At 72.8% G+C, this 14,353-nt stretch carries 13 protein-coding genes; 7 read left to right on the top strand and 6 right to left on the bottom strand.

Annotated elements, in window-relative coordinates:
• The first annotated feature begins 121 nt into the window (after positions 1 to 121).
• The 4 genes from ACIBNE_RS28745 (at position 122) to ACIBNE_RS28730 (ending at position 3,243) form a co-directional block, all read left to right on the top strand.
• Complete coding sequence (locus tag ACIBNE_RS28745) at positions 122 to 727, top strand: RNA polymerase sigma factor (RefSeq protein ID WP_399276547.1); 606 nt, start codon at positions 122 to 124, stop codon at positions 725 to 727.
• Entirely contained in the window at positions 720 to 1,760 is a 1,041-nt protein-coding gene (locus ACIBNE_RS28740) for a hypothetical protein (protein WP_399276545.1), read from the top strand. Before ACIBNE_RS28745 ends, ACIBNE_RS28740 begins: the two co-directional genes overlap by 8 nt.
• 159 nt (positions 1,761 to 1,919) lie before the next feature.
• A complete protein-coding gene (dapD, locus tag ACIBNE_RS28735; protein WP_399276544.1) occupies positions 1,920 to 2,909 on the top strand; it encodes a 2,3,4,5-tetrahydropyridine-2,6-dicarboxylate N-succinyltransferase in 990 nt (329 codons plus the stop codon).
• Positions 2,910 to 3,021: 112 nt separating this feature from the next.
• Positions 3,022 to 3,243 (top strand): hypothetical protein, encoded by a 222-nt coding sequence (locus ACIBNE_RS28730; protein WP_399276542.1) that lies wholly within the window; start codon positions 3,022 to 3,024, stop codon positions 3,241 to 3,243.
• Positions 3,244 to 3,247: 4 nt separating this feature from the next.
• Here the strand turns inward: ACIBNE_RS28730 and ACIBNE_RS28725 are convergent, their stop codons facing one another.
• Positions 3,248 to 4,135 (bottom strand): 4-hydroxy-tetrahydrodipicolinate synthase family protein, encoded by an 888-nt coding sequence (locus ACIBNE_RS28725; RefSeq protein ID WP_399276540.1) that lies wholly within the window; start codon positions 4,133 to 4,135, stop codon positions 3,248 to 3,250.
• Positions 4,136 to 4,213: 78 nt separating this feature from the next.
• On the bottom strand, positions 4,214 to 5,851 hold the full coding sequence (locus ACIBNE_RS28720; RefSeq protein ID WP_399276538.1) for a N,N-dimethylformamidase beta subunit family domain-containing protein: 1,638 nt from the start codon (positions 5,849 to 5,851) through the stop codon (positions 4,214 to 4,216).
• 224 nt (positions 5,852 to 6,075) lie between these two features.
• Between ACIBNE_RS28720 and ACIBNE_RS28715 the strand changes: the two genes are divergently transcribed.
• Positions 6,076 to 6,714, top strand: coding sequence for an antibiotic biosynthesis monooxygenase (locus ACIBNE_RS28715; protein ID WP_399277155.1), 639 nt, complete (start codon positions 6,076 to 6,078; stop codon positions 6,712 to 6,714).
• Positions 6,715 to 6,738: 24 nt separating this feature from the next.
• Here the strand turns inward: ACIBNE_RS28715 and ACIBNE_RS28710 are convergent, their stop codons facing one another.
• Entirely contained in the window at positions 6,739 to 8,565 is a 1,827-nt protein-coding gene (locus tag ACIBNE_RS28710; RefSeq protein ID WP_399276536.1) for an endonuclease/exonuclease/phosphatase family protein, read from the bottom strand.
• A gap of 207 nt (positions 8,566 to 8,772) precedes the next feature.
• On the opposite strand from ACIBNE_RS28710, the gene ACIBNE_RS28705 reads away from it, so the two are divergent.
• Positions 8,773 to 10,245, top strand: coding sequence for a hypothetical protein (locus ACIBNE_RS28705; RefSeq protein ID WP_399276534.1), 1,473 nt, complete (start codon positions 8,773 to 8,775; stop codon positions 10,243 to 10,245).
• Positions 10,246 to 10,372: 127 nt separating this feature from the next.
• Here ACIBNE_RS28705 and ACIBNE_RS28700 read toward each other — a convergent pair whose 3' ends face one another.
• From ACIBNE_RS28700 to ACIBNE_RS28690, 3 genes are read right to left on the bottom strand one after another with little or no spacing between them, the layout of a single operon-like run.
• Complete coding sequence (locus tag ACIBNE_RS28700) at positions 10,373 to 10,825, bottom strand: hypothetical protein (RefSeq protein WP_399276532.1); 453 nt, start codon at positions 10,823 to 10,825, stop codon at positions 10,373 to 10,375.
• Positions 10,826 to 10,851: 26 nt separating this feature from the next.
• Entirely contained in the window at positions 10,852 to 12,012 is a 1,161-nt protein-coding gene (locus ACIBNE_RS28695; RefSeq protein ID WP_399276530.1) for a hypothetical protein, read from the bottom strand.
• Positions 12,013 to 12,065: 53 nt separating this feature from the next.
• Positions 12,066 to 12,257 (bottom strand): hypothetical protein, encoded by a 192-nt coding sequence (locus ACIBNE_RS28690; RefSeq protein WP_399276528.1) that lies wholly within the window; start codon positions 12,255 to 12,257, stop codon positions 12,066 to 12,068.
• A gap of 323 nt (positions 12,258 to 12,580) precedes the next feature.
• Here ACIBNE_RS28690 and ACIBNE_RS28685 point away from each other — a divergent pair, with 323 nt between their 5' ends.
• A complete protein-coding gene (locus ACIBNE_RS28685) occupies positions 12,581 to 14,017 on the top strand; it encodes an alkaline phosphatase PhoX (RefSeq protein WP_399276526.1) in 1,437 nt (478 codons plus the stop codon).
• Positions 14,018 to 14,353 lie beyond the last annotated feature (336 nt).

Below are 14,353 nucleotides of genomic sequence, written 5' to 3'. Positions count from 1 at the left end.
CCATAGTGAGTTCCTAAAAGGAACTCAGCTGGTCAGGTAGGTTCCTGTGGTCGCGTGAACTCGAATCGGGGCAGCGGGTGAGTAGAGGCGTGAGAAGCAGACGTGAGAACGTGGGGGCCGCATGAGCGACCTGCCCGTCCCCGATGACGACGCGGCCGTCATCGCCCGGTCCCTGAAGCAGCCCGAGCTGTTCGCCGAGCTGTACACGCGGTACGCGGCCGACATCCACCGCTACGCAGCGCGCCGACTGGGCGACGCGGCCGCCGACGACATCACGGCCGACACCTTCCTCGCCGCGTTCCGCGTGCGCGGGCGGTACGACCTGTCCCGGGGCAACGCCAGGCCCTGGCTGTACGGCATCGCCGCGAACCTCATCGGCAAGCACCGGCGCAGCGAGGTGCGGGCGCTCAGGGCGCTCGCCCGCACCGGACACGACCCCGTCGCCGAGTCCTGGTCCGACCGGGCGGACGCCCGGGTCGCCGCGAAGGCCGCGTACGGGCCCGTGGCGAAGGCGCTCGCGGGCCTCTCCGCGGGTGACCGGCACGCGCTGCTCCTCGTCGCGTGGGCGGACCTCAGCTACCAGGAGGTCGCCGACGCGCTCTCCATACCGGTCGGGACGGTCCGCTCCCGGCTCAACCGCGCGAGGAAGAAGATGCGGGCGGCCCTCGGGGACGCCGATCCCGCGAGCGAGAACGAGTTCACGGTGGAGGCGGTCGGCCATGGATGAGATGGACGTGGTGCGCGGGATGCGCGCGGACGCCCCTGCCCCCGACCGGGCCAGGCTCGCACCGGGGCGGCAGCGGCTGCTGGAGGCGGCGGCGCGCGGCGGGCACGCACGGCGGCTGCCCGGGGGCCGGATGCTCGCGGCGGTGGCCACCGTCGCTGCCGTGACCGGGATCGTGGTGCTCGCGGCGCAGCTCACGGGGCCGGAGAAGTCGGAACCCGCGGAGGTCGTGTCGGAGTTCGAGAAGGCGGCGCGCTCGGTCGAGAAGCCGGCGGGCAGTGTCGCGGCGGCCCGTCCGGTGGCCGGGGAAGCGCCGCGCGGCTGGACGTACCGGAAGTACGTCGAGTTCAACTCCAGCCTGTTCTACCGGGGGATGAACAAGGCCCTGTACACGGGCGGCGATGACGTCGTGTGGTCCACCAGGACCTCCGAGGTCTGGAACCGCGCCGACATCCGCGACACCTACGAGAAGAACGCCTACACCGACGACAAGCTCAAGAAGTATTCGGCGACCGGCAGGAACCGCGTCCCTTCCGGGTGGCAGATCGACTGCGGGCAGTGGGGCACGCCGGACCGGTTGCGGCGGAAGATCTCCGGGATCTCCACCGACCCGAAGCGGTTGAGGGAGGACCTGCGGCTCGCGATGCTCCCGGCCGAGGGCACCAGCATGGGCAGCCACTACAACCGCATCCACACAGTGCTGAAGTGCGTGGAGGACATCCCCGCGCCGGTGCACGGCGCGCTGTTCCGGGCGTTGGAGCTGATGCCGGGCGCAACGCTTTCGAAGAAGCCGGTCAAGGACCAGGCGGGCCGCTCCGTGCTGACCCTGAGCTGGCCGGACAGCAACAGCCTCAAGTACAACAACATCCGCGAGGAGATCCTGCTCGATCCGCGCACCTACGCGTACCTGGGCGAGCGCAGCGTCTACCGGGCGGGGGGCACCATCGACGGCAAGAAGAACACCGCGGACGTGCTCTACAGCAGTGAGCTGATGACCCGGATCGCGGTGGTGAAGGCGCCGGGACGCGAGCGCTGAGCCCCGGGGACCGCGCCCCGGACCTCCGGGGCGCGGGTCCCGGATCCCGCGGGGTGCGCCGGCACGGGGGTCCGGCGCACCCCGCGGCCACGGGCGGACCGGTCCCGCACGACGAGACCGGTTCGCCCTCGCCCGCCCCCGCCGGTTAGGTTTCCTGGCATGACCGACACCACTGCTTCACGCTCCACCGGCGCCGTCGCCGCCGGACTCGCCACCATCGCGGGCGACGGCACCGTGCTCGACACCTGGTTCCCCGCCCCCGAGCTGACCGAAGAGCCCGGCCCCGCCGGAACCACCCGCCTGACCGCCGACGAGGCCCTGAACGCGCTGGGCAACAGCGCCCCCAAGGCCCTCGGCGTGGACGCCCGCCGCGGCGTCGAGATCGTCGCCGTCCGCACGGTCATCGGCTCGCTGGACGACAAGCCGCTCGACGCGCACGACGCGTACCTCCGCCTGCACCTGCTCAGCCACCGGCTGGTCGAGCCGCACGGCCAGAACCTGGACGGGGTCTTCGGACTCCTCGCCAACGTCGCCTGGACCTCGCTGGGCCCGGTCGCCGTCGACGACGTCGAGCAGGTGCGCCTCAACGCCCGCGCCGAGGGCCTGCACCTCCAGGTCACCTCGATCGACAAGTTCCCGCGCATGACGGACTACGTCGCGCCCAAGGGCGTGCGCATCGCCGACGCCGACCGCGTCCGCCTCGGCGCGCACCTCGCGGCGGGCACCACCGTGATGCACGAGGGCTTCGTCAACTTCAACGCGGGCACGCTGGGCACCTCCATGGTCGAGGGCCGCATCTCCGCGGGCGTCGTCGTCGGCGACGGCTCCGACATCGGCGGCGGCGCCTCCACCATGGGCACCCTCTCCGGCGGCGGCAACGTCATCATCAAGATCGGTGAGCGCTGCCTGATCGGCGCCGAGGCGGGCGTCGGCATCCCGCTCGGCGACGAGGTCGTCGTCGAGGCCGGTCTGTACGTCACCGCGGGCACCCTCGTCACCCTGCCCGACGGCCAGGTCGTCAAGGCCCGCGAGCTGTCCGGCGCGAGCAACATCCTCTTCCGCCGCAACTCGGTGACCGGCACCGTCGAGGCCCGCCCGAACAACGCGGTCTGGGGCGGCCTCAACGAGGTCCTGCACAGCCACAACTGACGGCCGCCGCACCGCAACCTGTCCGTACGGGCGCGCGTTGAACAGCGCGGCGAACGGGTGAACCGGCACGGTCGGCGAACCGTCGTACGGACAGGCGAGGTGGGGAACGGACATGAGGATCACGCAGGTCGTTCTGGGCGCGCTCGCGGCGGTGCTGCTGCCCGTCGGGGCGGCGCACGCCGACGAGACGCACCAGGGGTCGCACAACGCCCCGCGCGTCACGCTGCTGAGCGTGGGGCAGATCGACGATCCGCTGGAGGACGTGCTGGAGCACGCCACGGTCCTCGGCCGCACCCAGCTGATCGAGGGACCCGAGGCGCAGGACGCGCCCTGACCCGTCAGGCGGGGTTCCCGGCCCCTTCGAGTTCCGCCAGCGCCGCCCGCAGCCCGTCGACCGCCTCCCGGTCGGCGGGCTGCAGCGGTTCGCGCACCGGCTGTCCCAGCAGCGCCTTCACCGTGACCGTGCCCGGCAGGCCGGAGGACATCATCAGCTCCGCGAGCGGCAGCGTCAGCCCGTTCAGCCGCGCCGCCCCTGCCGTGTCGCCCGCGTCGAAGGCGTCGAGGACCGCGCGCATCGCGGCCGGCGCGACGTTCGCCACCGTACTGACGTAGCCCGCGCCGCCCACCGCGTACAGCGGCAGGTTCAGCTCCTCGCAGCCCGAGTAGTACGCGAGCGACGTACGGGCGATCACCTTCGCCGAGCCCAGCAGGTCGTACGCGCAGTCCTTCACCGCCACCACGCGCGGATGCTCCGCGAGGCGCAGCATCGTCTCCGGCTCGATCCGCACGCCCGTGCGCCCCGGGATGTCGTAGACCATCACCGGCAGTTCCGTCGCGTCCGCGACCCGCAGCAGGTGCGCCTCGACCGCGGCCTGCGGCGGGCGGCTGTAGTACGGGGCCGTCACCAGCAGGCCGTCCGCGCCCGCCGCCTCGGCCTGCCGCGCCAGTTCGACAGTGTGCCGAGTGTCGGCGGTGCCGACGCCCGCGACCAGCGGGACGCCGGGGCCGACCGCCTCGCGCACCGCCCGCACCAGCGCGGCCTTCTCCGCGTCGCTCGTGGTCGGCGACTCGCCCGTGGTGCCGTTCAGCACCAGCCCGTCGCAGCCCCGCTCGACGAGCCGGGCGGCGAGGGCGCGGGCGCCGTCGGGGTCCAGGTCGAGCCCGGCGGTGAACGGGGTGGTCATCGCGCAGAGCGCGCGGCCGAAAGGGCGTGCGGTGGTGGTCATGAGGGGTAGTCTCGGACGCCCCGACCATGAAGGTCCACTTAGATCTTCTTGTGGTGTCGGGTAAGCAGAGCTAAAGAGTCACCACAGGTCGCGCCGGGTCCACGTCGGATCGCCGACGTACGGGTCGAGCGCGTCGAGGTTGTCCACCGCCGGATGCGCCCGCCCGGCGGGACCCGCCGCGAACGCCCGCAGCAGGTTCTCCGTCACGCGCGAGGTGAAGGCGGCGGTGCGGGCGTCGATGCCGTGCCCGCCGCGCCCCGCGATCGAGCCCACCCAGCGCATCGTGCCGGTGGCGAAGACCCCGGCGCCGCCCGCCGTCGTGTAGTACGCCGAGTCCGCGAACGAGCGCACGCCCCGGCAGGTCAGCGGCGAGTGGGCGATCACCTCGATGGGCCGGGGCGTGGAGTCCGAGCCGTTGACCCGGTCGTACTCGGGGCCCACGAGACCGGGGAAGGACGTGCCGCGCGCCACGCCGGTCCCGGCGAACAGCCAGTGGCCCGGCGAGGTGACGACGTAGTCGGCGGTCGTCGGGTTCGACTCGTACAGCGCCCCGGTCAGGGCGTCCTCGGGCTGGGCGTGCGGCGGCTCGCGGAAGCTGGTGGTCGGCGGCCCGCCCGCCCGGCGGTCCGGATCCTTCGGCCAGTCGTCGCGCCAGCAGACGACCCTGCGGCGCGCGCCGAGCGAGGTCGGTTCCAGGCGCACGCGGCGGAAGCTCGCGTTGGCGCCCAGGAACGCGATGTTGGTGCCCGCGTCGCGGGCCGCCCGCACCCGCTCGAACACCGACTGCGTCCAGTACTCGTCGTGCCCCAGCGTGATCACCGCCGTCGCGCCGCGCAGCAGCGCGGGGTCCCGCTCCACGTCCATGGTCGTGACGTACGCCGGGGCCAGGCCGAGCCGTTCGGCGAGCGCGATCGCGGGCCGCTCGTGGACGAGGAAGAGGCCGGCGCCGTCCCCCGGGTCGTCCGGGTCCGCGCCGGTCCGTCCGCCGTACGGGCGGTCGCAGCTCACCTCCCGCGAGCGGTTCCCGCCGTCGCCCTTGCCGCCGGGCCCGTGGTACAGGCTGTGGCCGCCCCAGGTGTTGTACGCCTGCCAGGTCGCGACCGCGTTCACCAGCACCAGGCGCCCGCGCGTCGACGCCGAGCGCACGGTGAGCGGCACGTACCGCTGCGCGCCGCCGTCGGCGGTGAGCCGGATCAGGTACGCGCCCTCGGGCCACCCCGCCGCCCCGACCTCGGCCGACGCCTCCCAGGGCGCGGAGACCGTGTACGTCGCCCGGTCGATCACCGGGCCCGGCTGGCGCGTGCCCCGCAGGGTCGGCGACTCCCACACCTTGCGGGCCAGCGCCCCGCCGTACCAGCCCATCCGGAACGCCTCGGCCCTGAACGAGCGCGCCGCGCAGCTCACGTGGAGCCGGAAGGCCTCGCCGGTCGTGACGCTCACCCGGTCGGCGAACCCCTCGATGCCCGGCAGCGCGCGCCCGTCGCCCGCGGTGCGCAGCCGCCAGTCGGCGTGGCCCGGCCGGTCGTGCTCGGCGCGCGGCGCGCGCCGCTCGGGGGCGGCGGCGCCCGGGGCCCGGCCGGGGTCCCGGCGCGGTCCGTCGGACGGCCCGCAGCCCGTGGCGAGCGCGCCCGCCGTGCCCGCCGCGCCCGCGGCCCCGAGGAAGGCACGGCGGCTCCAGGCGGCCCGGCGCCCGTCCTGTTCGGCGTCCCCTGTCATGCGCTGCTCCGTTCTCGTGCCCGTTCTCGTGCCCGTGCCCGTGCGACGGTCTCGACGTTTGGGGAAGTCTGGCGCCGGGGCGGGCCGCGAGCGGGGACGTCCCGCGGGGCCGGGCGCGGCGCGAGGCGCTTGACCTCAAGTGCGGTTGAGGTCGGAGCATGGGTCCTGTTCGGCGCACCGCGGTACGGACGGGGCGCCAGAGGAGGGGGAGCAGAGCCATGAGCGTGACGAACCACCACCTGCCCGACGCGGGACGCACCGACGTCGGACTGACCTTCGCGAGCACCTGGGACGTGGGCACGCCCGAGCGTCAGCGGGCCGCCGTCGCGGTCATCGAGGAGACGTGGACCGGCCGGGAGTGGCCGTCGGCCGACCTGTACTCGTACAGCGTGTTCGCGGGGGAGGACGGGCGGACGCTCGCCCACTACTCGCAGTGGTCGGGCGAGGAGGCCTACCAGCGGTACTTCCGGGAGAAGCGCGACGAGCGCAACGCCGTGGTCGACGCGGCCGTGCCCGGCGTCGAGCGCCTGGCCCTGCACCGCTACACGCACTACCGGAGCACCGGCGCCCCCGCGGCGGTCCCGCCGGGCTGCGTGGTGCTCACCGACGTCGAGTTCGACGGTCCCGACCCCGAGCGGGCCCGCGCCTGGGTGGACGCTGCGGTCGCGGCGGACGGGAGCGGCGCGGCGGGCCTGGGCACCCGGCACTTCCACGTCTCGCTCGACGGCTCCCGCGTCCTCGTGTACGCCCTGTGGGAGAGCGCGGAGCACCACGCGGCGGCGCCCGGGGAACCGGGCGGACCGGGCCCCGCCGTCTCCGTACGGCGCTACGCGCCCGCGCTCAGCCTGAGCGCGGGCGCGTAGCGGGGGAGGACCCGGGGCGGCCGCTTACGGGCGGAAGCGGATGACCTGCGGGTCGTGGTCGCTGTTCTGGTCCGCGAACTCCGCGTTGATGTGCACGCTGTCGTAGTCGAAGTGCCGGATCGAGGGCGACGTCAGGATCTGGTCCAGGACCTGGCTGTTGCCCTGGAAGACGTACGAGTAGCGCTCCGACCTCGGGAGGGACTTGACGGCCGGGTAGAGGGCGCCGCCCGCCGTCAGGGCCTTCGTGGTGGCGGAGAACTCGAAGTCGTTGATGTCGCCGAGCACCAGCACGTCCGCGTTCTTCTGCGCCGCGAGCACCTGCTTCACGAAGGCGTTGACCGCCTGCGCCTGCTGGAGCCGCTTGGCCTCGGACGAGCGGACCGGCGGCTGGTGGTGCGAGGTCAGGGCCTCGTCGCCGCCCTTGGAGCCGAAGTGGTTGGCGACCACGATCACCGGGCGGCCCCGGAAGCGGAACTCGCCCGCCAGCGGCTTGCGGCTGTTCTCCCAGGCGGCGTTCGCCGGGTCGATCCGGCCGGGGGAGCGGGTGAGGGCGGCCTTGCCGCGCTCGCGCACCACACCGGTCGCGGTCGTCGCGTCGCCCGCCGCGCGGTCGGTGAAGGAGACCCGCTCGGGGTTGAAGAGGAAGACCTGGCGGATGTTGCCGCCGGGCTCGCCGCCGTCCTTGTTGTTCTCCGGGTCGACCGAGCGCCACTCGTAGGCCGGGCCGCCGGCGGCGACGATCGCGTCGGTGAACTTCTTCAGCGTCGCCGCGGCCGAGACCGTGCCGTCGTTCTTCGCGCCGTTGTCGTCCTGGATCTCCTCCAGGGCGACGACGTCGGGCGAGGCCAGGTTGTTCACCACGGCCGCGGCCAGCGCGTCGAACTTCTCCTGCGGGTCGGTCGGGTCGAGGTTCTCCACGTTGTACGTGGCCACCGCGAGCTCGCCGGAGCGCTGCGGGCGGGTCGCCTCGCGCTTCAGGCCGCGGTCCACGACCGTGCCCAGCGTGCGGGCGGTCAGCGTGTAGCCGCCGTACTGGTTGAAGTCCAGCGGGCCCTCGGTCGCGCCCGTCAGCAGGTCGCCGACGTTCGCCTTCGGGAAGGGCTGCTGGGCCAGCGGGACCAGCGACTGGATCTGGATGCGGCCGGTGTTCTGCGAGGCGTACGAGCCGTAGACCGCGCCGCCGCGCCGGTTGTCGTTCTCGTGCGGCTTGACCGTCACCCACAGCTCGGCGTGCGCGTCGGTGGCGCCGACCACGCGCGAGGTGTTCACGCGGACGTTGGTGCCCTCGAGGGACTCGTAGTAGTCCAGCGCGTAGCGCGCGGGGTTCAGCGGCAGGGCGTTGATCGAGCCGCCGGCCGCCGGGTCGCCCTCGGGGGCGTACGCGGAGGGCACCGACCGGGCGGTGACGGTGACGGGCGCGGGCACCGGGTTGCCCTTCGAGACCACGGTCACGGTCGGCTTGGAGATCTGGGTCAGCGACTGGTTGCCGGAGTTCAGGCCGCCCGGGACGTACTCGGTGACCAGGCCGGAGACGGTGATCGCGTCGCCGACGGCGACGGTCGGCGCCGAGCTGGTGAAGACGAAGATCCCCTCGCTGGTCGCGGGGTTCCCGTCGCCCTCGGGGTCCTGGAACCAGAAGCCCTTCGAGCCGTAGGTGCGCACGCCCGTGACGATGCCCGGGACGTTGCTCACCTGCTGGCCCGCCAGCGGGGACGTGCGGGTCGCGCCCTGGATGTCGTGGATCTTGACCTCGGCGGCCGACGCGGAGCCGGAGGAGGCGGCGATCAGCCCGGCGGCGAGTGCGGCGGCGACGGCGGCGGACATGGCGGCCGATCTGGGTGCGACAGGCATGGGGGTACTCCGAATGAAGGGGGATCCGGCAGCGGGATCCGGGTGAGGAGGGGTTCTACGCGCGTCAATCTCTTCGGTGTGCCCAGGAGTTGTCAAGGGTCGCCGGGTGGACGGCCGCTGTCCGGTACGTGAACGAGATGGAGGGGGGTGAATTGCGTCTACGCTGGGTGCCTCCGGGACCACGCACGCACCGAGGAGAACCGCCAGATGTCCGCAGACCGCCCCACCCTGCCGCCGGTGCGGCTGCACTCCGAGCCGGAACTGGCGAAGGACGCCCTCGCCAGCCCGCTGCTCTCGCGCGCGGTGAAGCTCGCCCGCTGGGCGGGGCCCGAGACCAGGGTCGGCGCCGGCGGCGAACTCGTCGACGAGCAGCTGCCGCTGGCCGCCGCCGAGCTGGGCCTCGCGCCCGACGAGGACGGCGCGGCCTACGCGAGCGAGGCCTGGCGGTTCGCCGTCGACACCGGCCTCGTCGACGTCGAGGACCCGGCCGAGGAGCTCGACGGCGGCGACGGCCTCGGCGGCGCGGCCGAGGGCACCGCACAGGCGGGCGAGAACCTCGCGCTGCTCACCGGCGGCGCCCCGCAGGACGTCCTCGCGATCTGGCTCGACGGCCTCGACGCCGTCCACGCCGACGCCACCGCCCCGGTCTTCGACGACTTCTCCGAGCTCGTCGGCGAGGACGGCTCCATCGACTTCGACCGGCTCGACTGGGACCCGGAGGCGGAGGCGGAGTTCCTGGACGGCGTCCTCGGCAACCTCTACCTGCTGTCCGTCACCGACGGCGGCCCCGGCGAAGGGCCCGTGCCGCTGCCCGCGCTCGCCGCCTCGATGATCGTCCCCGACGACATGGGCGAGCCCACCGACGACGTCCTGGAGCAGGTGTCGGACGCGATGATGCGCCTCGACGACCAGTTCCGGGTCCTGGAGCCGATGGGCCTCGTGGAGTACCAGCCGGTCGACGAGGCGCTGATGGTCGAGGAGGGCGAGCAGGGCTCGGGCAGGGACGACCTGGACGACGAGGACGTCTCGCGGTACGGCATGGTCCGGCTCACCCCGCTGGGCCTGTACGGCGTGCGGGCCCGGATGCTGGAGGCGGGCGTGGACGCCCCCGCCGTCGGTGACCTCGCCGACAAGGGCGCGGACGTGCTCCTCGACGGCATCGCCCACTTCCCCGAGTCGGCGGCCCGCGCCGAGACCGAGCAGTGGCTGGCCGGGCGCGCCCCGCGCGAGGCCGCCGCCGAACTGCTCGCCGCCGCGCGCGGCGCCGACGAGGGCGGCCCGCTGCGCCGCCTGCACGGCCAGCAGGCGCTCTCGCTGCTCGGCGACGAGGCGGAGCCCGCGGTGCGCGGGGTGCTCGACGACGCCGAGCTGGGCGGGCTCGCCCGGGTCTGGCTGGCCGAGCGCGGCGCGTCGGACGTGCCCCCGCCGCCGGAGTCCATGATCTTCTGGCTGGCGGTCGACACCATCGCCGCGCAGCTCGCCACGGACGGCGACCCGGAGGAGCTGCGGGACCTCGTCGAGGGCCTGACCGGGCAGCACGGCAGCTTCTTCGAGGCGGCCTGGCGGGTGAACCACCCGGCGACCGCGGACGTCCTGGAGGCGATGGGGCGGCTGCACGGCGACAAGAAGGCCGCCAAGGAGGCCCGCAAGGCCGCGTTCAAGGCGCGCTCGGCCTCGTGACCTCGTAGACCCCGTAGGTCTCGTAGACCCGTAGCGCACATGCCGTACGGAAGCCGTGCGGCGCGCGTACGCACGGGAGGGGACCGGCGCCCACGGGCACCGGTCCCCCGCGTACGTCAGCGGTTGCTCAACACTCGTACCTGGTGGTGTGCTTGAACGAGGACGCGGCCCCGTCGAAGCCGTACGTCCCCCGGTAGGCCGGCGGGTTCTGGAACTCGCCGACGATCGTGATGGTGTTGGCGCACGAACCCTGCCCCGCCCGCTTCGCGTCGAGCCTGATCTGCTCGCCGAGGAAGCCGCCCGTGATGTCCCACGGGGCGCCGCAGATGCCGGACGTGATCTGACCGCCGGTCACCACGTGCGGATAGGTGTTGGGGTTGTACTTCACCACCATCTCGAAGGTCGTCGTGCCGTTGTGCAGCGTCAGCTTCGCCTCCGTCTGCACGGCCTCGGCCGTGACGTCCAGCTGCTGGGCCGCGGCGAACGCCTCGTCGCGCGTCTTGACCTCGGCGCCCTGCGGGTTGAGGTAGCGGTGCTCCGCGCGCGACTGGCCCTTCTGCTTCCGTGCCTGAGTGGTCATGGTGTCTCCTCCCTCCTGACCTGTCCCTAGGCCAGCTGCTCGGCGATCTCGACGCGCAGCAGCGAGCGCACGTTCTCGATGTGGTTGACGACCGTCACCGTCGAGGACCCGGCGAAGAGCAGGCCGAGCGCCACGTTGTCGGGGGACGTGACCAGCGAGCCCGAGTCGCCGCCCGCCGAGATGTTCGTGGTGAGGATCTGGTCCTTGAAGCGGGCCGTGCCCGCCGTCCCGTAGTTGACGTCGATCGTCGCGTCGACCGAGACGATCCGGCCGAAGCTGATGTTCGTCGTCCGCCCGGACTTCTTCACCAGGTCCCCGACGGCCACGTTGGCCTTGCGCCGCCAGGCGCGCGGCGCGCCGCTGAAGTACTGCTCGCGGGTGGCGTCCTGGAACTCCACGACCCCCAGCGCCGCGTCGACGATGTTGTTCTGGTTGGCGAGCGGGATCTGCGGGGCGAACTGGATGGTCACGAACCGGTCCAGCGTCGCGATCCGGTCCGCCGGGTCCGTACCGCCGTCGAAGACGCCGGGCTGCACGATCGGCGAGCCGAGCTGCGCGCGGTTGGAGTCGGCGAGCACGTGGTTGTTGGAGAGGACGTAGAACTTCGCGGGCACGCCGAGACCGGCGGCCGGCGGGTCGACCGTGGCGCCGGGCAGCAGGTCGTACACCACGCTGCCGAGCGTGCCCGCCGTCACCCGCACGTTGCCCACCGAGAAGCCGGACGGGCACGGGCGCATGCGGCGCTTGAGGATCTGCGGCTCCAGCGTCCCCATCTCGCGCAGCTCTTCGAGCAGCGGCTGGGAGAGGTGCGCGAGCTGTTCGGCGACGCCGCCGTCGGGGCGGTACGTCACGTCCTGCGGCGCCGTGGAGCGCGACTGGCGCTGCTGCTGGCGCTGGGCGGACACGTGGCCGACGGCCAGTACGTCGGTCGGGGTGCCGTCGTCCATCTGGCGCGGGATCACGTCCCGCTCGGGGAGCATGGACTCGGGCACCTTCTGGGTCACGAAGACCAGGACGGCCTGCTCGCCCGTGGGCCTGCCGTCCGTCCACTTCACGCCGCTGCCGAAGCCGACGACGTTGGACATCTGCTCCTGCGGACGCAGGAACTCGGAGTACGCCTGCTGACGGGCGCTGTCTGTCAGCTGCCCGCCGGTGGGTCCCCGCATCATCTCGGGCCGGCTCGTCACGCCAGACCACCTCTTCCCCTCGGAACGAAGGGGTTCCTCCGGAGCCGCAGGGCCTACCCGTCCTGGGCCGTGACGTCGCCGACCGCGCGTACGCGCACCGGTACGCCTTCGAGCTCCTCTGGAACCACGTCTTCGACTCGGAGCCGGTCACGGGGCACTTTCCGGGTGACGAGGACGACGATCACGTCCGCGCCCGAGTGCTCGTCCCTCCCGGTGCCGACACCGGTCACATTGGCCAGCCGCATGAGCCGGCCCTCATGGAGACCGCGGGCCGTCCGTGCGTCCACGTGGCTCGCCTCCCCTCGGGTGGTGCCGCAAGCAGTACGGCTCTGTCTATTGCGGCGCTCACCCAAGGTCAAGGAGTTGCGCACGAAATCTTGCTATCCAGGGCTTTGGTCAGCCGATGACCTTCTTTACGAAGATTCCGCACCCGTGCGCGGTGGTACGGAGATCGGCCACTGGCCGGATTCATGAGGGAAGGTGCCTCTGTCCGTCGTACGGAGTTCAACTCCCGTTCGTACGGCAGCGGGAACGTATGGCCGACATCGGCCGAGCACTGGAGAAAGCCATGCCGCTCACCCGCAGAGAATTCGCCAAGCAGTCCGCAGCCACCGGCGCGGGCGTCGCCCTCACCGGCGCCGTCGGGGTCCTCGCCACGGCCCCCGAGGCCCTGGCCGACGAGACCGTGGAGGCGGAGCGCAAGGGCAAGGAGATCGGATACGGCCCGCTGCTCCCCGACCCCAGGGGCATACTCGCGCTGCCCGCCGGATTCTCGTACCGGATCATCACCCACAGCGGTGTGACCCGACTGGAGAGCGGCGAGATCACCCCCTCCAACCACGACGGCACCGCCACCTTCGACGGCCCGCGCGGCACCACGCTGCTGGTCAACAACCACGAGCTGGCCGGCCCCCGCACCAAGTGGGAGCACCCCGTCCCGCTCACCGAGGGCCTGGTCTACGACCCGGCGGCGGCCGGCGGCTGCACCGTCGTCGAGGTCCCCCGGCACGGCGAGGTCTCCGAGTGGGTCGGCATCGCCGGCACCGCCACCAACTGCGCGGGCGGCCGCACCCCTTGGGGCACCTGGCTGACCTGTGAGGAGACCGAGGACAAGGCCGGCTCCAACGGCATGACCAAGGACCACGGCTACGTGTTCGAGGTCGACCCCTACGACGCGCGCGCCAACCGCAACCCCAAGCCCGTCAAGGCGTTCGGCCGCTACGCCCACGAGGCCGTCGTCATCGACCCGCGCCGCGGCCACGCCTACCTCACCGAGGACGCGGGCGGCCCCAACGGCCTGCTCTACCGCTGGGTCCCGCCGCACGGCTTCAAGCACGGCCGCGGCCAGCTGCGCCGCCTCGCCGACGACGCGGGCAAGCTCCAGGCGCCCAAGTGCTTCGACTCGGCCGGCCAGTTCGTCGACGACCTCTCCCGCGCCACCGAGATCGGCACGGTCTACGGGGTCGACTGGGTGGACGTGCCCGACCGCGACGCCCGCACGACGTCCGTGCGCAAGCAGTTCGGCGCCAAGGACATCACCCGCGCCCGCAAGCTGGAGGGCATGTGGTGGGGCGACGGCGGCGCGTACGTCGTCTCCTCGTTCGCCCGCAAGGAGAGCCCCGGCGTCCCGCACGACGGCCAGGTCTGGTTCTACGACCCCAAGCGCCGCACCCTCACCCTCAAGGTGCTGCTGGGCGTGAACCCGGACCCGTCCAAGGACGGCGCGTTCGACGGCCCCGACAACATCACCGTCTCGCCGTACGGCGGCCTGGTCATCGCCGAGGACGGCGACGGCGTGCAGCACCTCTTCGGCGCGACCGAGAGCGGCCGCACCTACCCGATCGCGCGCAACGAGCTGAACGCGGGCACCGAAGAGGACCCGGAGTACAGCGAGTTCACCGGCGTGACCTTCTCGCCCGACGGGCGCACCCTGTTCGCGAACATCCAGACGCCCGGCATCATGCTCGCCATCCGCGGCCCCTGGAAGCGCCAGCCCCGCCGATAATTCCTTGGCGCCGGGCCCGCGGCCCCTCCTAAAGTGGAACCCGTCCAGGTGCGACAGGCAGGACCTACTTCCACTCTTAATGGGGAGGCCGCGGGTTCGAGTCCCGCCACCGGTTCTCGAACCGGTGTAGCTCAGTCGGTAGAGCACCACGTGGTTCCGCCGCCTTCGATCTCTGGACGCCCAGAACTCCAAGCACCTCCCGGTGCGCTTCGCTCAATCTCGGGGGGCCGGTTTGGAGCGTGCCCGGTGCGCAGGCGACGGATACTTCGGGGATCAGCGGGTTGCGGGTTCGAATCCCGCCCGGCCACGGCCGGTAGCTCAATCGGGTAGAGCAGC

Origin of the sequence: Streptomyces sp. NPDC050504, from assembly GCF_044458065.1 — a bacterium.
Taxonomy (GTDB): Bacteria; Actinomycetota; Actinomycetes; order Streptomycetales; family Streptomycetaceae; genus Streptomyces.
This window is presented reverse-complemented; position numbering and strand designations above follow the sequence as displayed.